We start from the raw sequence: 21,400 nt of genomic DNA, 5'->3' as shown, positions 1-21,400 counted from the left end.
CGGCGCGCGTTACCATCCGGCATGCGCAGGCTCACCCTTACCGCCATGGCGGCGGTCACGCTCGCCGTCCCCACCGTGCTCGCGGCCTCCCCTGCGGCGGCCGCGCCCACGCTGGACCGTACGGACAAGGGCGCCGTCGCCGTCGCCTACCAGGACTTCCTGCCGTCGCTGGATGTGACCCCCCAGTGGACGGGCGACACCACCCGCTGCGTGAGCGGCCAGCACGATATGCAGCCGGCCGCGGCGATCGGCACCCAGTCGGAGGCCTCGAGGCAGGCCACCTTCGCGGCGATCAACTTCTACCGGGACATGGCGGGCCTCCAGCCGGTCAAGGAGCGGCCCGGAGCCTCCGCCATCGCCTTGCAGGCCGCGCTGATCATGCAGGAGAGCCGCGCCCTGTCGCACGATCCAGGCCGGGACTGGCCCTGCTACAGCCTGCAGGGGGCCTACGGCGCGAGCACCTCGAACCTCGCCATCCAGTCCCCGTGGCCGAAGGCCGAGGCCGCACCCGGCCGGGCGATGGCGATGTACATGGACGACTTCGGCCCGGCCAACCAGCATGTCGGGCACCGGCGCTGGCTGCTGTATCCGCCGGCGTCCGAATTCGGCACCGGCTCGACCGCCACCGCGAACGCCCTCAAGGTGATCAGCGAGAAGCAGGACAATCCGCGGCCGTCCGGGGCGACCACCTGGCCGTCGGCCGGCTACTTCCCCTGGGAGATCATGCCCACCAGCAACCGCTGGTCCTATTCCCTGGCGCGCACCGGTGAGCCGAGTTTCGCCAACGCGACGGTCAGCGTCACGCTGCGCGGCGCCCCGATCGCGGCGACCGTGGTCGCCCGCGACGGCCTGTTCGGCGATCCCGCCCTGGTCTGGGAGGTAACCGGCCTCAACCCGCCGCAGACCGGCGAGGTCGACACCTACACGGTGCGGATCGCGGGCGTGACCCGCGGGCCCTCGAACACGCCGGTCCCGGCCGTCGAATACCAGGTCAAAGCGTTCAAGGCCGCGTGCACGTTCGGCGACGTGCCGCCTGGGCTCGCCTTCCACCGCGAGATCTGCTGGCTGTCCGCGATGGGGATCAGCAGGGGCTACGAGGACGGCACCTTCCGCCCGGTTCAGCCCGTCAACCGGGACGCGATGGCCGCCTTCATGTACCGGCTGGCGGGCAGCCCGGCGTTCGACCCGAAGGGCCGGCGGACCTTCACCGACGTCAGCCCCAGCACGCCGTTCTACAAGGAGATCGAGTGGCTCGCCTCCACCGGCATCTCCACCGGGTGGGTCACCCCTCACGGGAGGCGGTTCCACCCCTACGCACCGGTGAACCGGGACGCCATGGCCGCCTTCCTCTACCGCCTGCACGGCTCGCCGTCCTACACCCCGCCCGCCACGTCCCCGTTCACAGACGTGCGGCCCTCGACCCAGTTCTACAAGGAGATGTCCTGGCTCGCCGCCCACGGCATCAGCACCGGCTGGCCTGTAGGCGGGGGCGCCGAGTTCCGGCCGGTCACTCCCGTCAACCGGGATGCGATGGCCGCGTTCATGTACCGCGGCCACCAGAAGTGGGGCACGCCCACGCCCTAGCCGGCCCGCAAGCCGACGGACGCCGCACCGCCGGCTCCGGCCTCACGGACACGGCGCGAGGGCCCCGGGGGTATTCCCCGGGGCCCTCGTGTGATGTGTCAGCGGATCACTTGTTCAGCAACGCCGCGCGCGCCGCCGCGAGGCGGGCGATCGGCACCCGGAACGGCGAGCAGGACACGTAGTCCAGCCCCGCATTGTGGAAGAACTCCACCGACGCGGGATCGCCGCCGTGCTCGCCACAGATACCCGTCTTCAGCGAGGTCTTGGTGCTGCGGCCCTTCTCGACGCCGATCTGCACCAGCTGGCCGACACCGTCCTGATCGAGCCCCTCGAACGGGTTGCGCGCCATCACCTCGGTGTCGACGTAGTAGCCGAGGAACCCGGCTTCCGCGTCGTCACGGCTGATGCCGATGCCGGTCTGGGTCAGGTCGTTGGTGCCGAAGCTGAAGAAGTCCGCATGCTCGGCGATCTGATCGGCGGTCAGCGCCGCACGCGGGATCTCGATCATGGTGCCGACGGTGTAATCGAGGGTCTTGCCGGCCGCGGCCAGCTCCTCCTCGACAGCCTTCTCGACGATCGCGCGCTGCACCTGCAGCTCCTTGGCGATCACGACCAGCGGAATCATGATCTCGACGCCGACGGTCTCGCCCTCGCGCTCCAGCACGGCCAGCGCCGCACGGATGATGGCGCGCGCCTGCATCTCGGGGATCGACGGGTAGAGCATCGCCAGGCGGCAGCCGCGGGTGCCGAGCATCGGGTTCTGCTCGTGCAGCTTCTTGACCTGGCCCAGCAGAGCGCGCTCGCGCTCGACGTCGGCCTCGTCGGCGCCGGTGAGCTCCAGCTTCTGGACCAGCAGCGACTGCTCGACCAGGTTGGGCAGGAACTCGTGCAGCGGCGGGTCGAGCAGACGCACGGTGACGGGCAGGCCCTTCATCGCGGTGAAGATCGCCTCGAAGTCCTTCTGCTGCATCGGCAGGATCTCGGCCAGAGCCGCTGCGCGCTCCTCCTCGTTGTCGGCGAGGATCATCTTGCGGACGGCCGGCAGCCGGTCGGGCGCCATGAACATGTGCTCGGTGCGGGCCAGGCCGATGCCTTCGGCCCCCAGCTCGCGCGCCTTGGAGGCGTCCTCGAAGTTCTCGGCGTTCGCGCGGACGCCGAGGCGACGGGCGGCGTCGGCCCATTCGCCGACCTTCTCGAAGTCCTCGTTGATCGCCGGCGGGACCAGCGGGGCCGCCCCGTCGAACACCTCACCGGTGGAACCGTTGAGGGTGAGCACGTCGGAGGTGCCGTAGACCTTGCCGTTGATGGTGACGGTCTCGGCCTTGACGTCGATCTTGATGCCGGGGGCACCCGCGACACAGGTGATGCCCATGCCGCGCGCGACGACGGCCGCGTGCGAAGTCATGCCGCCGTGGGCGGTCAGGACGCCCTGGGACACCATCACGCCGGCGATGTCGTCGGGCGTGGTCTCGTAGCGGACCAGGATGATCTTCTCGCCGCGGCCACCGCGCTCGGCGGCGTCCTCGGCGTCGAAGGAGAGCGCGCCCACGGCCGCGCCCGGCGAGGCCGGCAGGCCCTTGACGATCGCGACGCCGTCGAAGTCGGGGTCGATGCCCGGGTGCAGCAGCGCGTCCAGGTCGGAGGGGTTGATCCGCAGCAGCGCCTCTTCGGTGGTGATCAGGCCCTCGTCGACCATGTCGACGGCGGTCTTCACCGCGGCGGCGGCGGTGCGCTTACCGTTGCGGGTCTGCAGCATGAAGAGCTTGCGATCCTCGATCGTGAACTCCATGTCCTGCATGTCCTTGTTGTGCTTCTCCAACCGCTCCATCGTCTCGAGCAGCTCGGTGAAGGCCTCGGGCAGGACGGCCTCCATCTCCTCCAGCGGGCGCGGGGTGCGGATGCCGGCCACGACGTCCTCGCCCTGGGCGTTGGTGAGGAACTCGCCGTAGAGCTCCTTGGCGCCGGTGGACGGGTTGCGCGAGAAGCAGACACCGGTCGCGGAGGTCTCGCCGCGGTTGCCGAACACCATCTCCTGCACGTTCACGGCGGTGCCCAGATCGCGGGAGATGCCCTGGCTCTTGCGGTACACTTCGGCGCGCGGGTTCAGCCAGCTCTTGAAGACGGCGTTGACGGCGCGGAGCAGCTGCTCCTTCGGGTCGGTGGTCCAGTGGCCGCCCAGCGCCTCGTTGGCGAGGCTCTTGAACTGCTGGGTGAGTTCCTTCAGGTCGGCCGCGGTCAGGTCGGTGTCCAGCGCGACGCCCTTGGACTCCTTCATCTCGGTCAGCGCATCCTCGAACACGTTCGGTGCGATGCCCTCGACGACCTCGCCGTACATCTGCACGAAGCGGCGGTAGCAGTCCCACGCGAAGCGCTCGTTGTCGGCCAGCTGGGCGACGGCCTCGACGGTGTCGTCGGAGATGCCCAGGTTGAGGATCGTGTCCATCATGCCGGGCATCGAGAACACCGCACCGGAGCGGATCGACACCAGCAGCGGGTTCTCGGCCGAACCGAGATTCTTGCCGGTGCGCTCCTCGAGACGGGCCAGGCCCGCGTCGATCTGCTCGGCGAGACCCTCGGGCCATTCGCCGTCGTTGTTCATCGACGCCACGCAGGCCTGCGTGGTCACGGTGAAAGCGTCCGGCACGGGGACGCCGATGCGATGCATCTCAGCGAGGTTGGCACCCTTGCCACCCAGCAACGGCTTGAGCGATGCGTCGCCCTCGTTGAGGTCGTAGACCCACTTCGTCTGATCGGTCATTGAACAGGCTTCTCCTTCATATGCTCCGTGACACGACGACGTGCTGGGCCCGGAGGGGACCCGCGGGCGGCGGAGCAGCCCGCCCGATCTCTGCATACCCAACCGTAGTCGAACTCCGCCGCCCTCCCGCGTCGTCGCCAAACTTTGTCCACCGATACGATGGCGGGTATGCCCCTCGATCCCGTCGCCGCACTCATGCTCGATGAAGCGGGCGCCGTGGAAGGACGGGTGCTCGTCGTCGACGACGCCGGCGGGGCGCTGACCCGGGCCGCTGCGGACGCCGGCGCCGAGGTGCTCACCTGGTGCGACGATCTGCGCCAGATGAGCGAGGTGCCGCCCGAGCACCGCATTCTCGCGCTGCCCCGCGGCTGGGTGCCCGACCTGGTGCTGTGGCGGTTGCCGCGCGCGGTGTCGGCCGTCGAGCACTACGCCGAGCACCTGGCGCCCCGGGTCGCACCGGGCGCGCGCATCATCGCCGGCGGCCGGATCAAGCACATGACGCCGGCGCAGAACACGGCGCTGGCACGGCAGTTCACCGAGGTGTCGGCCAGCCTCGGCCGGCAGAAGTCGCGCGTCCTGCGCGCATCCGCGCCACGGCCACGGCCCCCGCGCTGGCCGCAGCGCCGCTACCTGCGCGAGATCGGGCTGACCGTGATCGCGCACGGCTCGGTGTTCGCCACCAACCGGCTCGACGACGGCACCCGCCTGCTGGTCCGCACGCTCGCGCGCGTCGCGGGCGAGCCGGACGCCGCCGCCTCGCGCGGGGTGGCCCTCGACCTGGGCAGCGGCTCGGGCATCCTGGCCGCCTGGCTCGCGCAGCGAAACTGGGCCACCCAGGCGATCGACGTGACGGCGTCCGCGGTGGCCTCCACCCGGCTGACCGCCCGCGCCAATGGCGTCCAGGTCGCGACCCGACGCGGCGACGGGCTCACCGGCGTGGCCGCCGAATCGGTCGACCTGCTGGTCAGCAACCCCCCGTTCCACGTGGGCGGCGCCAAGGATTCCACCCCCACCCTGCGGATGATCGAGCAGGCGGGCCCGGTGCTGCGCCCCGGCGGCGAGCTGTGGCTGGTCTTCAACGCGCACCTGCCCTACCTGCCGCTGCTGCGCAAGCACGTCGGCATCACCACGATCGAGGCCCAGGACCGGCACTACCTGGTCACCCGGTCGCTGAAGGATCCCGGCTAGTGGCCCGGCGCAAACCCGGCTGGATCCCCGATCAGCACGGCGCGTGGGCGATGCTCACGCTGCCGTTCGCGCTGGGGGCCGCCGAGGCGGTCCGCGCGGGTGTGGCCGGCTGGTGGATCGCGCCATTGTTCGCGTTCTGGATGCTCGGCTATTTCGCGTTCCATGCGGCGTCCGGCTGGCTGAAGGCGGCGCCACGGCGGCGTCCGGCCTACCTGAAACCACTGGTGACCTACGCGGGGGCGTCCGCGGCGGCGGGCGTGGTGACGCTCGCCCTGGGCGGCCTCGGCATGGCCGGATGGGTGCTGGCCTACCTGCCGCTGCTGGTGCCCGCGCTGTGGCTGGCCTCCCGCCGCCGGGAACGCGCCACCCTCGGCGGCGCGCTCACCGTGGCCGCGGCCTGCCTGATGACGCTGGTGCTGCGCTTCCCGCACCCGCAGGCCCTGCTCACCGCAGGCCCGGACGCCGCCGCTGCGGCCCTGCTCGCGGCTGGGCTGTTCGCCTATTTCTTCGGCACCGTGCTCTATGTGAAGACGAACATCCGCGAGCGGGGCTCGCGGGCGTTCCTGATCGCCTCGATCGGCTGGCATGCCGCCGCCACCCTCGCGGCGGCGGTGCTCGCGGCGTCCGGTCTGGCCGCCTCGTGGTGGACGGCGTTCTTCGCGGCGACCACCGTGCGCGCGGCCGCGGTGCCGGGCCGGGGCTGGACGCCGAAACGCATCGGCCTGATCGAGGCCGGCTTCTGCGTCGTGTTGTGCGTGTGCGACCTGGTGTGGTGATCAACCGCGCACGGTGACGCGTGGCCCTATCGCCCGTCGTCACCCGGCACTACCTTTACGCCATGGCATCTGGGCTGGCACGGCGTAACCGCTGGACCTTCGCGGTCGGGACGATCGGCCGCGACATGGTGTATTCGCTGATGGCGCTCTTCCTGATCGTCTACCTCACCGAGGTGCTCGACCTGGACGACGCGACGCTGTGGTGGGTGAACGGCATTCTGCTCGGCGTCCGGCTGTTCGACGCCTTCATCGACATCTTGATGGGCGGCATCATCGACAACACCCGCTCCCGCTGGGGGCAGTACAAGCCGTGGATCACCCTCGGCGCACTACTGGTGGGCGCGCTGACGATCCTGCTGTTCACCGACTTCGGGCTGCGGGGCGGTCCGTACGTGGCGCTGTTCACGGTCGTCTACCTCGCCTGGGGGCTGTCGTTCACGATGAACGACATCGGCTACTGGTCGATGCTGCCCGCCTTGTCGCTCGACCAGCGTGAACGGGAGCGGATCAGTTCGCTGACCAAGCTGTTCGCCACGATCGGCCTGTTCACCACCGTCGTCGGCATCGTGCCGATCACCAACGCGCTCGGCGGGGATGCCCGCGCCTGGCAGCTGTTCTCGATCGGCGTGGTGATCGTAATGCTCGCCGGCCAGGTGGTGACGCTGATCGGCGTCCGCGAGCCCCGGATCGCCACCACCACGCCGCGGACCAGCCTGCGCGAGATCGTCGCGGTGGTGGCCAGCAACGACCAGTTGCTGTGGGTGGCCGCCGCGATGGTGCTGTTCCTGATCGGCTACAACACCACCACCAGCTTCGGGGTCTACTTCTTCAAGTACGCCTACCGCGACGAGGCGATGTTCTCACCGTTCGCGGCGATCCTCGGCGTCGGGCAGTTGCTCGGCTTCGCGCTGTTCCCGCTGCTGCGGCGCCGGATCAGCCGCAAGCGCCTGTTCACGGTCGCCATGGCGCTGGTGGCGGCCGGCTACGTGGTGTTCTTCTTCGCGCCGATGGACATCGTGATCATCGGCATCGCCGGGCTGCTGCTGTTCGTCGGCCAGGCGTTCGTGGTGGTGTTGATGATCGTCTTCCTCACCGACTGCATCGAGTACGGCCAATGGAAGCTCGGACGCCGCAACGGGGCGGTCACCTTCGCACTGCAGCCGTTCATCAACAAGGTGGCCGGCGCGATGGGGACCGCCATCGTCGGCGCGACGCTGATCGTGACCGGCATCAACGCCGCGCAGACCCCGGACGAGGTGACCGCGGGCGGTCTACTCGGGATGAAGATGATGATGATGGCGTTCCCGCTGGTGATGCTCGCGATCAGCTACCTGCTGTACCTGCGCTTCTACCGGATCGACGAGGCCTTCCATGCCCGCATCGTCGCCGACCTGCGCGCCCGCGGCCAACTCGAGCAGCTGTGATGCGCCGGGGCCGGCGCGCACGCAGCGACACCGGCCCCGACTCCCACCAGGATCCTCACCGCGGCGAGGATCCTGAGCCTCATCCCGCGGATACCGTGATCGTGAACAGCTCCTTGGCGCCGCCCACCGCGATCTCGACCTGGAACGTCCCGTGGCTGAGCACGGTGGCGGGGAAGAACAGCATCCCGTCCGCCACCGCGGCGAACGCGATCGTTCCGCCGTCCTGCCACTCGACGACCGTGTCCCCGGTCAGGATCGTCCCGGTCGCCGTCACACCGTCGGCGACACCGGTCACGCTGAACACCAGCGGAATCGGGTCCCCCACGTCGACGCCTTCGAACGGCCCGCTCACCAACTCGATGCTCGCGGCCGTGCTCGCCGCCGCCGCGGGCGAGGCGACCGCAAGCGCGATCACCGGTGCGGACCATGCACCCGCCTTCAGCACCGTACGCCGCGACGTCGCTTTCCCCATCGCGCCACGCGCGCCCGGGTCCCCCCCAAGCTCCGACTCCATCTGGCTCTCCTTGTCTCGTTTCCTGTGCATGGTCAACGCGCCTGGTAGCTGGCGTCGACCACGGCCGTCCCGGTGGCGTTCGACACCGTGGCCGTCACGGTGCCACCCCCGATCGCCCCCATGAACGTCTTGAACGTGTGGCTCACCGTGCCCCCGGCAGCGACCCCGGCGAACGTCTTCGAGCCGTACTTGGTCTTCAGCACGATCGTGGCCGGCGCCGAGCTCGTGTTGGTCGCCGTCACGGTGAGGACCACCTTGCCGGCCACCACCGAGGGCTGCGCCGCGAGGTCTGCCGTCAGCCCCGCCGCCGGAGCGACGACATGCACGGTCGGCAGGGTGACCTGACCGCCGGTGTAGGCGGCGCGGATCACCAGGTCACCGGCCGCGGTGGCCGATGCCTGCGGCGCGACCGCGATGCCCGCGGCGTTGGTCAGCGCCTGGACGCTCGTTCGCCCGCCGGCGAACGTCCCGCCCGTGATCGTGAAGGTCACCGGCAGTCCGCGCACGGTGGCACCGTTCGCATCGACCAGCCGGACGCCGTAGCCGAAGGCCTGATCGCCGGCCAGGACGGTGCGCTCGCTGCCCAGCGCCGTGGCGCTCAGCGCGCCGGACGGTGCCGTGGCCGCCACGGCGACCGCCCCGACCGCGCTCGTGTTGCCGGCGACGTCACTCGCGCGGTACTCGACCCGGTGCCCGGCCGTGCCCGGCACGGTGAGTGGTGCGGTGTAGGCCTGCCAGGCGCCGCCGTCGATGCGGGTCTCGATCCGGCTGACGCCGGAGCCGGCATCGGTGGCAGTGACGGTCACCGTGCGCTCGGACACCTTCGCCGACACGACCGGAGGCGTCCGGTCGGCCGCCGCGGTGATGGTGAACTTCGCCGACTCCTTGGAGCGGGACTCGTCCCCGGGCTTGAGGTTGCCGGTCAGGAAGCGCAGCGAGAACCCTTCGCCCGGCGCGAGCGCCGGGTTCGAGCCCAGCGTGTCGCCGTTGTCGGCAGTGGTCCCGTTCGGGATCGGCATGTCGGTGGAGAAGTTGCCGAACTCATCGGCCTCGACGATCCACCAGATGGTCCGGTTCGCGTGCAGCGAGGTATCCAGCCGCGAGTAGGCGCCTTCGTTGATCTTGATCGCGATGCGCGAACCCTCGGTGCCGTTCGGGTGCCGGAAGCCGGTGCCCGTGACCCGGAGGGTGCCACCGATCTCGGCGGTCTCCGCGACCGTGACGGACGCGGTGGAGGGGATCTCCAGGGTCAGCGTGCGCGGCACCGTGTTGGTGCCGTCGCTGAAGGTGACCTCCAGCGCACCCGGCTGCAGGCCGGGCGGCAACTGGACGCGGGTGAAGGCGTCACGCGTGGTGTCACCGTTGGCGTCGAGCTGCCAGGCCTTCTCGGAGGCGCTGATCTGCCCGGGGCCGCTCAGCGTGACGGTCTCCCCGCCGATCCGCGCGGTCGCGGTGAGCTTCGCGTTGGGCGCGAAGGCGACGGCGTGGAACGTCCAGGTGCCGCCGAGCTGGACCAGCAGATCCTCGGCCCCGCCGGCATGGTCGCCGGGGTTGTACACGTTCCGGGTGGCCGCGGTGACGGTCACCGGGCCGGACGTGGCGAGCACCTGGTTCGTCGCGGTGTTGCGCACGCGCACCGTGTAGTTGGCGGCCGGCGTGGCACCGCGGGGAACCGTCACCTTGCGGTAGGTCTGCCCGTCGGGGTTGGCGGTGTTGCCGTCCTCACCGATGGTGAAGCCCTTCGACGCCACGGTCTGACCGGCGCCGTTGGCCAGCTCGACGGTCACGCCCGTGCGCGCCTCGAAGCCGCTCAGGTTGAACCAGACGTCGCCGTGCTGGGCCGCCTGGGTGCTGGTCAGCGCCACCTTGGGGGTCACCGGCGCGGGGCCGGTCGCCTCGTCGACGATCGTGAAGCGCACCGAGATGCCACGCTGGTAGTCACCTTCCAGCAGCGAGCCGGTGAGGATCCGGACGATGTGCTGCGAGCCCGCGCTCCAGTTCGAGGTGAAGAAGGCCGCGTCGCGGTCGGTGTTCGACGGGGTCGGCCACGGGATCTCCATCCGCCAGGTGCCGTCGGCGTTGGCCTGAACGATGCCGTGCGAACGCGTGTCGGCGAAGACGGCGCCGGTGGCCGGATTGGTGATGGTGCGGGTCGACCGCAGCGTGTTGGGGTCGCCGGAGTAGGACGCGTCCACCATGAAGTTGGCCACCGAGCCGCGCACGCCGTCGGGGTGCTTGTAGCCGGTGCCGGTGATCACGATGGGCTGGCCCTTCACCAGGGCGTTCGGCGCGGTGACGCTGAACGGCTGGTTGGGGGTGACGGGGCCGTAGGACTCGGCCGAGACCGTCACCGGGGCGTTGGTATCCAACTTGCTGAAGAACCGCAGCTGGGCCGGGTAGCTGTAGTCCGTGCCGGAGGCGTTGGTGAACGCGGCCCGGTAGAAGGTGCCGTGCTGGGCGTCCGCGTCGGTGCCGGTCACGGTCAAGGTCGCGCCGGTGGCACCGGCGACGTTCTGCCAGGTCGCGGCGTCGGCTTCGCCGTTCGGCAGCGCCGCGCGGGTCGACTGCCACTGCACGGTCATCGGCAGGTCGCTGGTCGCGGCTGCGGAGAAGGTCGCGGTACCGCCGACGTTGATGGTCTGGCCGACCGAGTTCGGGTGCTCGGTCACCTTGGGCGCGGGCAGGATGCTCAGCTTCACCGGGTTCGTGGTGACGGTGGCGCCGGCGGCGTCGGTGAAGATCGCGCGGTACCAGCGGTTGTTGGCGTTGCTGCTCTGGCCTGCGACGACCCGCAGGGTCGGCTGGGCCTGGCTGCCGCCGACGGCCGCGTCGGCGGGCAGGTCGACGAAGCGGTTGTCCTGCGGGGCGGTCGTGCTCGCGTTCGTGCTGCGCTGCCAGCGCACCGTCACCGGCGCGGTGCCGCCGCCGGCGGCCGCGGTGAAGGACGCCTCGGCGCCGTTCCCGGCCGAGGCGGCCTGCGGCTGCTGAGACACCGCCAGCGGCGTGGCCGGCTCGTCGGCGACGACGGTGAAGGTCAGGTTGACGGTGCGGGACACGTCGGGGCGGGTCGCCTCGCAGGCCGAGTTGGCGCACACCTTGTTGCCGTACAGCGTTCCACCCAGGAACTGCAGGCTGAAGGTGTCGCCGGGCTTCAGGTTCGGCGCGTTGGTCGCCCCTGCGGCCGCGGTCGGCCAGGGGATCTCCTGGCGCCAGCTGCCGTACGGGGCGCCGTCCCACCAGTCGCCGGTGCCGGCGGCCTGGATGACCTCCCACACGTCAGGGCTGGCGTAGTCGGTGTCGCCATTCCACGGGTTGGTCGGCTTCGGGTTACGGACGACGGTGCCGCCTGTGCTCGGCATGAACTTCACCCCGACGATGGAGCCTTCGTCGCCCTCCATCACGTCGGCGTGACCGGACTTGGTGGTCCAGTTCGTGCCCGACAGCACGATCGGCTCGCCGGCGACGACACGGTCGTTGTAGGTGATCGTGGCGCCGTCGCCGTGCGTGTACGTCCTCTCGGCGGCATAGGCAGGAGTGGTCAGGACGACGCCGGCACCGGTCAGCGCGACCGCGGCGGCGACGAGGCCGGCCAACGTTCGACGCCAGGGCCGGGCCAGTGTGGAGGAGCGTGGAGCACCCATGGAAAACCTCTCGGAGACGGCGCGGTCAACCCCCCGGTCAACGCCGCGCAGAAGAGCGGAGCGATAGATTCGCCCTGAGAAAGGTTAGCATAACCTTGCCTAATTCTCAGGCGTCCAGATCGAGGGGAAGGACGAGCGGACGCCCGGTCACCGGGTCCGGAATGACCCGGCACGGCAGGTCGTAGACCCGCTCGATCAGCTCGGCCGTGACGACGTCCTCGGGGCGCCCGTGCGCCACGATCTGACCCTCGTGCATCACGATCAGATTCGTGGCGTAGCGGAAGGCGAGGTGCAGTTCGTGGAGCACCAGCACCACGGTGCGCCCAGCGCGTTGCAGGCGGCGGGTCAGGCCCAGCACCTCCACCTGGTGCGAGATGTCCAGGTAGGTCGTCGGTTCGTCCAGCAGCAGGATCGGCGTCTGCTGCGCCAGCGCCATCGCGATCCAGACCCGCTGCCGCTGGCCACCGGACAGCTCGTCCACGTTGCGGGCGGCGAGATCGTCGACGTTGGCGTCGATAAGGGCGTCCACGACGGCCTGCTCGTCGGCCGGCGACCACTGCCGCAGCAGGGTCTGGTGCGGGTAGCGGCCCCGCGCCACCAGATCGGACACGGTGATGCCGTCCGGAGCGGTCGGCCCCTGCGGCAACAGTCCCAGCGTGCGCGCGGCGGCCTTCGGCGGGTAGCTCTGGATCGGCTGGCCGTCGAGCAGCACGCTGCCCGAGCGCGGCGCGAGCATGCGGGCGAGCGTCTTCAGCAGGGTCGACTTGCCGCAGGCGTTCGGGCCCACGATGACGGTGAGCTCCCCCTCGGGGATGAGCACGTCGACACCGTGCAGGATCTCGCCGTCGCGTCCGTAGCCGACGCGCAACTCCTGCCCGGCCAGCCGCGCCGTGGTGGGGGTGACGGTGGAGGTGGCGGTCATAGACGCTTCCTTTCGATGGCGAGCAGCCACACCAGGTAGAGGCCGCCGATCGACCCGGTGATCACGCCCACCGCCAGTTCGGTGGGCGCGAACAGCCGGCGCGCGATCAGGTCGGAGACGAGCACGAGGACGCCGCCCATCAGCGCCGAACCGGCCAGCGGGACGCCGGGGGTCCGGGTGAGCCGGCGGACGAGGTGGGGGGCGGCGAGCGCCACGAAGGCGATCGGGCCGGTGGCGGCGGTGGCGACGGCCATCAGTGCGACCCCGACCAGGATCAGGATCGCCCGCGAGCGCTCGACGCGCACGCCCAGACCGGTCGCGGTGGCGTCCCCCAGCGGCAGTTGGGCCAGCGGGCGGAACTGCCAGGCGGCGACCGGCGCCAGCACCGCCAGCGCGATCCCGACGGCCGCCACCTCGGGCCACAGCGTGGCGTTCAGCGAACCGGCCAGCCACTGGGAGGCGGTCTGGGCCGACTCCAGCGAGGCCCGCACCACCAGCAGCGAGTTGACCGCCCCGAGCACCGCGCTCACGCCGATGCCGACCAGCACCAGCCGGAACCCGGCCACCCCGCGCTGCCAGGCCAGGCCGTAGACCAGCGCCGCGGTGACCAGGCCGCCGAGGACGGCGCCGAGGGCGATCGCCAGCGTGTCGCCGCCGAACAGGACGATCTGCACCAGCGCGCCGGTGGCCGCCCCGGTGGTGAAGCCGATGATGTCGGGGCTGCCCAGCGGGTTGCCCGACAGGGTCTGGAAGATGGCGCCGGACATCCCTAGCGCCGCCCCGACCAGGAGCGCCCCGACGGCGCGGGGCAGCCGCACGGCGGTGACGAAATAGCGCGCCAGCGGGTCGTCGCCGCCCCCGGCGAGCGCGGCGAAGGTCTGGTCCAGGGTGATGCCGTAATCGCCGATCAGGATGCCGGCGATACCGGTCACCACGGCGACGGCCAGCAGCAGCACCGCGACGACGGCGCCGCGCCGCTCGAACCGGAAGCGCACCGCGCCGGCGCCGAGGGTGGCATGCCGGCTGTGCAGCGCGCGCCGCACGGCGTCCGCGCGGGCTTGGTGCCGGTCGGTGGTGGGAGCGGTCATAGCGCGGCGATCCTCCTGCGCCGGACGATGAGCACGAACACCGGCGCGCCGATCAGGGCGGCGATGATGCCGACCTGCACCTCTTGGGGCCGGGTGATCACCCGGGCGAGCACGTCGGCGAGCAGCAGCCAGCTGGGGCCGAGCAGCGCGCAGAAGGCGACCACCCAGCGCTGGTCGGATCCGACGATGAGCCGGGCGACGAACGGCACCGCGAGGCCGACGAACGAGATCGGCCCCACCGCGGCCGTCGCAGCGCCGCACAGCAGCGTGATCGCGGCCATGGTCAGCCCACGGGTGGAGCGCACCCGGACGCCGAGGGCGCGGCCGGTGTCCTCGCCGAGGGCGAGGGCGTTCAGCGCCGGGGCGAGCAGGACGGCGATCGCCAAGCCGGCCAGCACGAACGGGACGATCATGCCGATGACCGGGTAGAGCCGCCCCTCCAGGGAGCCGGCCACCCAGAAGCGGAACTCGTTGTAGGCGGCCTGATCGGCCAGGATGATCGTGGTGGTGAGCGCTTGCAGGGCCGCGCTGATCGCGACGCCGGCCAGCGCCAGCCGCACCGGGGTGGCCGCGTGCCGGTGCGCGGATCCGAGCGCGTAGACGGCCACCGACGCCGTCGCGGCGCCCGCGAAGGCGAACCACAGGTAGAAGCCGATCCCGCTCACCCCGGTCAGCGCGACCGCCAGCACCACCGCGACGGACGCCCCGGCGTTGACGCCCAGGATGCCGGGGTCGGCGAGCGGGTTGCGGGTCAGCGACTGCATCAGCCCGCCGGCCACGCCGAGCGCGGCACCCACGACCAGGCCGAGCAGCGTCCGCGGCATCCGCAGATCGTGCAGCACCGTCGAGGAGGTGGAGCCGTCGGGCGCGAGCAGCAGGCGCCAGGTGTCACCCAGAGGGATGTCCTTCGATCCCAGCGACAGCGACAGCAGCACGGTCACCGCCAGCAGCGCGACGGCGGCCAGCACCGCGCCCGCCTTGACCGCACCCGGCCGGTTGACCTGCGGCTGCGCGCGCGCCCCGACGACCTGCCGATCCTCGGAGCGGACGCTCACGCCTGCTCGCCCGATGCGGCCGCGGCCATTCTGCGCCGGTGCACCAGTGCCCACGCCAGCGCGCCGCCGCCGAGGACGACCGAGCCGCCGAGCACGGCGATCCCGACGACAGGCACCGACGACGAGGCGGCTTCGGGCTGCACCCCGTTCGTCCCCGCCCCGTCGGTGGAGCTCACCGCCACGGCATCGGGAGTTTCGGTCGTCGCCACGGGCGCGGCCGTCGCGGTCTGTTGGCCGGCGCCGCCGTCCTGGCTGGGTTCGCCGAGCGACACCGAGCCGCCGGCGACGGTGCCGTTCGAGGTCGTGCCGGCTCCGCCCTGCTGAGCGGTCGTGCCGCCACCGGCCTGAGTGCCGGCGCCTGCCCCCGTGCTGCCGCCGCCGGTCGCGGCGCCGCCCGCGACGACGGTGAAGTCGTTGCCACCGCGGCGGGTGTAGCCGTCGTAGCCGAGCTTCTCACCTGTCTTGGCGTCGAAGACGTCGCCGGTGGCGAGCATGCGCAGCCAGTGCTTGCCGGGTGCGAGCTGGGGCACCACGATCGAGCCGGTGGCGCGGCCGTTGCGGTCGAGCTTCTGCGTGGCGTACACGCAGGCGCCGTGCGAGGTGTCGGAGCAGGCGAGCCCGTCGTCGATCTTGATATAGACGACCTCGTTGGCCGGGTAGCCGGACACCTCGAAGTTGAGCCGGTCGCCCACCTTGACCTGGGCGGGCCACACCCGCGACTTCGTGCCCTTCGTGTCCGGGCCGGCGCCGTCCGGTGGCAGGGCCACGGCCACCGCGCCGGGGAGGAGGAACCCCGCGGTCAGCAGCAAGGCGGCGGCGATCCGCGTCGCGACGCGCACAGGCGTCCGTGGTGTCTTGGTCGTCGTCATCTCTTCTCGGTCCTTCACGGTGTCGGTTTCCATCAGTTCGCGCGCCGGGAGGCGGGGGTGGGAGCGGGAGTGCGCAGCAGGATCACGCCGGTGGCCGATCCGGCGAGCACGAGCAGGCCGAGCCCGATCAGGACCAGCGTCATGGTCGGGTCGGCGCCGGCCGCGGCAGGTGCGAGGGCCGGCAGTCCGGCCGCTGCGGCCTGTGCCGCGGGTGCCGCCAGGGCGAGCGGCCGCGGGCCGTTCACGGTGACCCAGCCGACCAGTTGCGCCGCCTCGTCCACGAAGGCCAGCTTGTGGCTGCCGTCGGGCAGGACCCCGGTCTCGACGGTGACGGTGTGGTCGGTGCCGACCTGCACCCAGTCGACGGCGCGCACCGCGCCGGTCTCGGTGTAGAGGTAGAGGAACACCCAGCGGCCGCCCTCGATGCCCGGGAGCGTGACGACGACCTTCCCGTCCGCCTCGACGCCGGTGGCGCCACCGAGATTGGCCTCGGTGAGGTCGGCGTACGTCGCGACCGGGGCCGCCGGGACGATCGTCGGCTTGGGCTGCGAGGTGACCGACTTCAGCTGTGCGGTCACCCCGGCGGACGGGCGCGGGATGGGCAACGGCACCGGCGGTGCGTCCCGGATCGGCGCCGGCTCGGCGACCCGCACCGTCGTCCAGCCGAGGATCCGGCCGGCCCGGTCCTGCACCGAGAGCTTGTTGACCCCCACCGGCAGCGTCACGCCCGCCAGCGGCAGCGCGATCGTGCGATCGGCCGCCACCTCGAACCACTCCGCGCCCCAGGGGAACCGGGGCGAGGCGCCCTCGTACACGTTGGCGTACACCCAGTCCCCGGGCTGGGCGCCCGGCACGGTGACGATCCAGCGGTCGCTGCGCTGATCGACCTGGACGCCTCCGCTCACCGCGCCGGTGAGGTCGTCGGTGGCGTGCAGCGGATCGGGCGGCAGCGTCGGCTTGCCGGGCTTCACGTTGTCGAGCCCGACCCCTTCGGCGACGACGGTGAACTCCGGCGACTGCATGGTGCGCGAGGCCTCGCGGACGCCGCCGTAGTAGGGGTCGCCCGCCAGCGTGGCCGTCATGATGCGCAGCGTGTAGGAGCCCTCGCGGAAGGCCGGGGTGGTGTTGGTGCGGTCCGGCAGCGGGATGTTCACATCGAAGCTGCCGTCGTCGCGCGCCTCGATCACGTACCAGATCGTCTTGTTGGTCGTGCAGGCGTCCGCGGCGCACAGGCCGGTCTCCCGGCCGAGTTCGGCGTTGAAGACCTTCGCCGAGGCGCTGCCCTTGTGCGAGAAGGCGCCGTCGTTGATCTTGATCGCGATGTAGGAGCCGCGGCCGGTCACGGTATTGCACCACTTCTGGCCGGTGAGCCGGATGGTCCCGCCCACGTTCGCCGCGGGCACCGCCATCCCGGGGGCCAACTGGTACACCGCCTCGCCGGGCGCCGCGGTGCAGCCCTCGGTGACCGGAGCGGTCCAGGGCGTCCCGTCGACGGTGAGCGGCTTCGAGGTCCACTCGCGCGCGACATCGCCACGCGGCGTGCCGTCGTCCTCGCTGCGCAGTTGCACGGCCAGGTAGGAGCCCGCCGTCACCGAGGCGGGCAGGTCGATCCGGGTGTCGAGCACCCCGGTGGACCGCACGTGGACGCGCTGCCACACCGTGGGGTCATCGGGGTCCGCGTGCGGATCCTCCGCGGTACCCGCACGCCGGTAGTGGCCGCCGTTCTCGTTGGTCAGCCGGATCTCGACGACCGAGCCGGCCGCGTGGTCCTTGGTCAGCCAGCCCGTCCCGGTCAGCGGCACGGGCAGCCCCGAGTCGGCGGTGCTGGGCACCCAGGCGACCGCCCGGTCACCCGCCGATGTGGCGGTGAGGGTCTCGTGCGGGTAGATCGGCTCGGCCACCGGGACCTGATCGTTCAGGTCACCGACGACGGTGAAGTACCAGGTGGCGCCGCGCTGGATATCGGGGGGCGTGTTCAGCAGCGAGCCCGACAGCATCCGCACCGCATGCGTGGTGCCCGGGGCGAACCGTCGGTCCAGGTCGGCCTGGGTGAAGTCGGCGATCCCGTCCTGGGCGGGCGACACGGCGCCGACCGACGGCCACGGGATGGTCGCCGTCCAGGTGCCGTCGCCGGAGGCCTGCACCATCGCGTGGGTGCGGCGGTCGTCCACCGGGCTGCCGGTGACCGGATGCGCCACCGGCTGCTTGACGTAGATCGTGCGGGGATCGCCGGAGTAGAGCGCGTCGAGGAAGAAGTTCACCACCGACCCGGTCGCGCCGTCGGTGGCGAGATAGCCGCCGGTCCCCCGGATCACGATGTCCTGGCCGGGCATGACCTTCTCGGGACCGGAGAAGCAGAACCGCTCCCCCTCGTACCCGCTCGGGCCGTAGGAGAGCCCGCAGTATTCGCGGACGTTCTCGCGCGGGGTGACGGTGAGCGAGGCGGCCTGGGTAAGGACGCCCTCGGCGTTGCCCGGGTTGGTGAAGCGCGCCCGGTAGGTCCAGTCGGCGTCGTCGGCGAGCACCGGCTCGATCACGTAGATCGGGCCCAGCGCCCCGCGGATCGCCTCCCAGGTCACCCCGTCACGGCTGCGCTCCCATTGGGTCGAGATCTCCGAGCCGGTCGCGATGGCGGTGAAGCGCGCCCGCTCGCCGGCCTCGGCGCTCTGATCGGCCGGATGCGTGGCGACCCCGATGCCGCTGGCGGCGACGGTGAGGGTCGCGTGCGCGCTGGTCACCGAGCCGGCCGAGTTGGTGAAGACGGCGCGGTACTGGGTGCCGGACGAGGTGGTGGTCACCCCGTCGAGGCGCAGCGTCTCGCCGGTCGCACCGGCGATCGGGGCCCAGGCTCCCGCGGGGGTCCGGGATTCCCACTGCACCGACGGCGCCGGCCGTCCGGACGCCGCGGCGGTGAAGGTTGCGGTGTCGCCGGCGGTCACGGACGCGTCCGCGGGCTGCGCGGTCATCTGGGGCGCGGACGCCGGTTCGGTCGCCGAGCCGACCACCGTGAACCGCACCGAGATGCCGCGCTGGTAGTCGCCGGTCAGCTGCGATCCGCTGAGGATCCGGACGAAGTGCTGGCTTCCCTCGCCCCAGTTCTGGGCGAAGAAGGCGGCGTCCCGGTCGGTATTGCTCGCGTCCGGCCACGGGATCTCCAACCGCCAGCGCCCGTCGGCGCCCGCCTGCACCATGCCGTGCGAGCGGGGGTCGGCGAACTCCTCGCCGGTGGCGGGGTTGATGATGGTGCGGGTGCTGTTCAGCGTATTCGGATCGCCGGAGTAGCCGGCGTCGACCATGACGTTGACCACCGAGCCGGTGCGGCCGTCGGTGTGCAGGTAGCCCTCGCCCTCGATCACGATCGCGCGGCCCTTGACGACGGCGTTCGGCGCGGTCACGGCGAACGGGCTGGGGGCGAAGCCCGGCGGACCGTAGGACTCCCCCCGCACGGTCAGGCGTCCGTTGGTGTCGAGCCGCTCGTACAACTGCAATTGCGCGGGCTGCGACTCGACCGACCCGGCGGCATTGCTGAAGACGGCCCGGTAGAAGGTGCCGTGGTCGGAGGTGGCCACGTCGGCCACCGTCAGCTCCTCGCCGGTGGCTTGGGCCACATCGGCCCAGGTCGCGCCGTCGGGATCGCCGTTGGGCAGCGCCGTCTTGGTGGACTGCCAGCGCACGTTCATCGGGCCCTCGCTGGACGCGGCGGCGCGGAAGGTGGCGCTCTGGCCGGCGCGTACCGTCTGACCGGCCGGCTGCCGGGTCATGGTCGGCGCAGGAAGGATGGTGAGCTTGACCGCCCTGGTGGTGGCGGTGGTGCCGTCCGCATCGGTGAACACGGCGCGGTACCACCGGTTGCCCTGGTGCGGGGTGGCTCCGGCGTTGAAGGTGAAGGTCGGGGTGACCGCGCGGTCCAGTCCGCTGGTCGTCCAGCGGGTGGGCTCGGCGGCCGCGCTCAGCGTGGTGCTGCGCTCCCATTGCACCGTCACGGGCGCGGTACCGCCGCTCGACAGCGCCGAGAGCCGGACGTTGCCGCCCTGGGCGGCGCTGACATGCTCGGGCTGCTGCGCGATGCTGAGCCGCTCCGCGGCCAGCACGCCGACGCGCGCGGCGTCCGTGGCGGGCCGCGAGGCCACCGGGGGCGTCTCAGACGCCGGCGTGACCACGGCCGGGGACGAGTCCCGCACCGGCTCGGCCTCGGCGCTGGGCGACGCTGCGTCAGCATCTTCGGCCACCGGCACGGACCCGGGCTCGGATGCCGGGGCGTCCGCGTCCTCGTTCGCCTCCAGGCCAGCGGGGGTGGGGGTGGCCGTCTCGCCGGACGCCACCGGGGTGGACGCCGCAGGGCTGGGCGTGGCGACGTCCTCGGCGCTGGCGGCGCTCGCGCCGCCGGCCAGCAGCGTCAGCGCGATCACCGCGGCGACCGCTGATCTCAGCCGCGCGCTCACAGCAGCGCCTTCTCGACGAATTCGATGATTCCGGTCATCAGCAGCGGGCCGCCGGTCGAGGTCCACAGCGACCCGTCGACCAGGATCACATGCCCGTCGCGGTAGGCGTTGAGCTCGCGGAAACCGGGCACGCCCTGGGCCTCCTGGTAGGCCTGTTCGGCCCCGCTGAGGTCGGCGGTGCCTCCGGCCACCGGGTTGCTGGCGCTGGACCCGCCCAGGGTGCCGAAGAACATGTAGTCGGCGTCCGCGTCGGCGAGGTTCTCCAGCGAGATCGGCTCCGAGTGGCCGCGTCCTTCCTTGTCCTGGGCCGGCGGGCGACGCAGGCCGATGGTCTCCAGGGCCATGCCGGGGGGAAGGTCCTTCAGGATCAGCGACGCGTTCGACCCTTGCCAGCGCACGATCGAGAACGTTTTCTCGCCGTAGCCGGCCGCGTACAGCGCGTCCTTGACCTTCTGGGCGTAGGCGTCGAACTTCTCCAGCTCCTGCTCGGCCTGGCCGGCCTTGTTGAGGGCGTTCGCCACGTTGCGGAAGGTCGTCTTCCATTCCGCACCGGCGTAGCCGACGAAGTACACCGGCGCGATCTGCTTCATGATCTCGATCGTCTCGGGATTGTTGCCGCCGGAGGCGTAGGTGAGGATCAGGTCGGGCTTGAGCGCGGCGATCGCCTCGTAGTTGAACTGCGCCACCGAGCCCACCGCCGGGATTCCCTCGGCCTTGTCGAGCAGGTAGTTCGGCATGGTGGTCTGGCCGCGTCCGTTGACCGATCCGACCGGCCGGACGCCGAGGGCGAGCGCGCCGTCCAGCGTCGGCTCGCTGAGCGTCACCACCCGCTGCGGGTCGACCGGAACGGCCACCGCGTCGTGCTTGACGTCCTCGATGACCCGGAACGGCGTGCCGTCGGCGAGGCCGGGAATTCCCTGCGCGACCCCTTCGCCTCCGACGGCGACCCCGTAGGCCCCCGCCGGCGACTCGGTGGGCGCGCTGACGCCGCCGTTCGCGCAGGCACCGAGCAGGAGCGTGAGCGCGAACGCCCCGATCGCCCTCAGCAACACCCGTGGCTTCATTCAGCAGCTCCCTTTCGCACGCAGACTTAGATAAGTTTACCCTTACCTAATTTTAAGTGGTGACCCCGCGCTCGC

Annotated in this window: 13 protein-coding genes; 4 read left to right on the top strand and 9 right to left on the bottom strand. The window is 71.5% G+C overall.

Translation table 11 applies throughout. From position 1 onward, the window contains the following. Positions 1 to 21: 21 nt before the first annotated feature. Positions 22 to 1,584 carry an S-layer homology domain-containing protein gene (locus tag QM708_RS11625; RefSeq protein ID WP_415108477.1) on the top strand — a complete coding sequence of 521 codons (1,563 nt, stop codon included), beginning with the start codon at positions 22 to 24 and terminating at the stop codon, positions 1,582 to 1,584. A gap of 106 nt (positions 1,585 to 1,690) precedes the next feature. Here QM708_RS11625 and ppdK read toward each other — a convergent pair whose 3' ends face one another. Beyond that, positions 1,691 to 4,342, bottom strand: a complete 2,652-nt coding sequence (gene ppdK, locus QM708_RS11620; protein ID WP_415108474.1) for a pyruvate, phosphate dikinase — start codon at positions 4,340 to 4,342, stop codon at positions 1,691 to 1,693. Positions 4,343 to 4,510: 168 nt separating this feature from the next. Here ppdK and QM708_RS11615 point away from each other — a divergent pair, with 168 nt between their 5' ends. The 3 genes from QM708_RS11615 to QM708_RS11605 all read left to right on the top strand — a co-directional run bounded on the left by QM708_RS11615 (position 4,511) and on the right by QM708_RS11605 (position 7,730). After that, entirely contained in the window at positions 4,511 to 5,530 is a 1,020-nt protein-coding gene (locus QM708_RS11615) for a class I SAM-dependent methyltransferase (RefSeq protein ID WP_415108471.1), read from the top strand. Further along, positions 5,530 to 6,306 carry a YwiC-like family protein gene (locus QM708_RS11610; RefSeq protein ID WP_415108468.1) on the top strand — a complete coding sequence of 259 codons (777 nt, stop codon included), beginning with the start codon at positions 5,530 to 5,532 and terminating at the stop codon, positions 6,304 to 6,306. Before QM708_RS11615 ends, QM708_RS11610 begins: the two co-directional genes overlap by 1 nt. Before the next feature lie 62 nt (positions 6,307 to 6,368). Next, positions 6,369 to 7,730 (top strand): glycoside-pentoside-hexuronide (GPH):cation symporter, encoded by a 1,362-nt coding sequence (locus tag QM708_RS11605; RefSeq protein ID WP_415108465.1) that lies wholly within the window; start codon positions 6,369 to 6,371, stop codon positions 7,728 to 7,730. Positions 7,731 to 7,809: 79 nt separating this feature from the next. On the opposite strand, the gene QM708_RS11600 is transcribed toward QM708_RS11605, so the two are convergent. The 8 genes from QM708_RS11600 to QM708_RS11565 all read right to left on the bottom strand — a co-directional run bounded on the left by QM708_RS11600 (position 7,810) and on the right by QM708_RS11565 (position 21,325). Further along, positions 7,810 to 8,244, bottom strand: a complete 435-nt coding sequence (locus tag QM708_RS11600) for a hypothetical protein (RefSeq protein ID WP_415108462.1) — start codon at positions 8,242 to 8,244, stop codon at positions 7,810 to 7,812. 32 nt (positions 8,245 to 8,276) lie between these two features. Then, a complete protein-coding gene (locus QM708_RS11595) occupies positions 8,277 to 11,885 on the bottom strand; it encodes an OmpL47-type beta-barrel domain-containing protein (protein ID WP_415108459.1) in 3,609 nt (1,202 codons plus the stop codon). Between the two features lie 106 nt (positions 11,886 to 11,991). Further along, entirely contained in the window at positions 11,992 to 12,807 is an 816-nt protein-coding gene (locus tag QM708_RS11590; protein ID WP_415108456.1) for an ABC transporter ATP-binding protein, read from the bottom strand. Next, the gene (locus QM708_RS11585) at positions 12,804 to 13,895 is read right to left on the bottom strand and encodes a FecCD family ABC transporter permease (protein ID WP_415108453.1); all 1,092 of its coding nucleotides are present in this window, start codon (positions 13,893 to 13,895) and stop codon (positions 12,804 to 12,806) included. Before QM708_RS11585 ends, QM708_RS11590 begins: the two co-directional genes overlap by 4 nt. Beyond that, the gene (locus QM708_RS11580; RefSeq protein ID WP_415108450.1) at positions 13,892 to 14,950 is read right to left on the bottom strand and encodes a FecCD family ABC transporter permease; all 1,059 of its coding nucleotides are present in this window, start codon (positions 14,948 to 14,950) and stop codon (positions 13,892 to 13,894) included. The genes QM708_RS11585 and QM708_RS11580 overlap by 4 nt, the downstream gene beginning before the upstream one ends. Then, the gene (locus tag QM708_RS11575; RefSeq protein ID WP_415108447.1) at positions 14,947 to 15,819 is read right to left on the bottom strand and encodes a hypothetical protein; all 873 of its coding nucleotides are present in this window, start codon (positions 15,817 to 15,819) and stop codon (positions 14,947 to 14,949) included. Before QM708_RS11575 ends, QM708_RS11580 begins: the two co-directional genes overlap by 4 nt. Before the next feature lie 32 nt (positions 15,820 to 15,851). Beyond that, positions 15,852 to 20,261 carry a hypothetical protein gene (locus tag QM708_RS11570; protein ID WP_415108444.1) on the bottom strand — a complete coding sequence of 1,470 codons (4,410 nt, stop codon included), beginning with the start codon at positions 20,259 to 20,261 and terminating at the stop codon, positions 15,852 to 15,854. Then, positions 20,258 to 21,325, bottom strand: coding sequence for an iron-siderophore ABC transporter substrate-binding protein (locus tag QM708_RS11565; RefSeq protein ID WP_415108441.1), 1,068 nt, complete (start codon positions 21,323 to 21,325; stop codon positions 20,258 to 20,260). The genes QM708_RS11570 and QM708_RS11565 overlap by 4 nt, the downstream gene beginning before the upstream one ends. Positions 21,326 to 21,400 lie beyond the last annotated feature (75 nt).

It is taken from the genome of Propioniciclava sp., from assembly GCF_047602245.1.
Taxonomy (GTDB): Bacteria; Actinomycetota; Actinomycetes; order Propionibacteriales; family Propionibacteriaceae; genus Propioniciclava.
This window is presented reverse-complemented; position numbering and strand designations above follow the sequence as displayed.

Excerpts from the sequence above, each read along its gene's own strand:
- QM708_RS11625 (WP_415108477.1), top strand. The coding sequence starts at position 22 with ATGCGCAGGCTCACCCTTACCGCCATGGCGGCGGTCACGCTCGCCGTC.
- ppdK (WP_415108474.1), bottom strand. The coding sequence starts at position 4,342 with ATGACCGATCAGACGAAGTGGGTCTACGACCTCAACGAGGGCGACGCA.
- QM708_RS11615 (WP_415108471.1), top strand. The coding sequence starts at position 4,511 with ATGCCCCTCGATCCCGTCGCCGCACTCATGCTCGATGAAGCGGGCGCC.
- QM708_RS11605 (WP_415108465.1), top strand. The coding sequence starts at position 6,369 with ATGGCATCTGGGCTGGCACGGCGTAACCGCTGGACCTTCGCGGTCGGG.
- QM708_RS11600 (WP_415108462.1), bottom strand. The coding sequence starts at position 8,244 with ATGGAGTCGGAGCTTGGGGGGGACCCGGGCGCGCGTGGCGCGATGGGG.
- QM708_RS11595 (WP_415108459.1), bottom strand. The coding sequence starts at position 11,885 with ATGGGTGCTCCACGCTCCTCCACACTGGCCCGGCCCTGGCGTCGAACG.
- QM708_RS11590 (WP_415108456.1), bottom strand. The coding sequence starts at position 12,807 with ATGACCGCCACCTCCACCGTCACCCCCACCACGGCGCGGCTGGCCGGG.
- QM708_RS11585 (WP_415108453.1), bottom strand. The coding sequence starts at position 13,895 with ATGACCGCTCCCACCACCGACCGGCACCAAGCCCGCGCGGACGCCGTG.
- QM708_RS11575 (WP_415108447.1), bottom strand. The coding sequence starts at position 15,819 with ATGACGACGACCAAGACACCACGGACGCCTGTGCGCGTCGCGACGCGG.
- QM708_RS11565 (WP_415108441.1), bottom strand. The coding sequence starts at position 21,325 with ATGAAGCCACGGGTGTTGCTGAGGGCGATCGGGGCGTTCGCGCTCACG.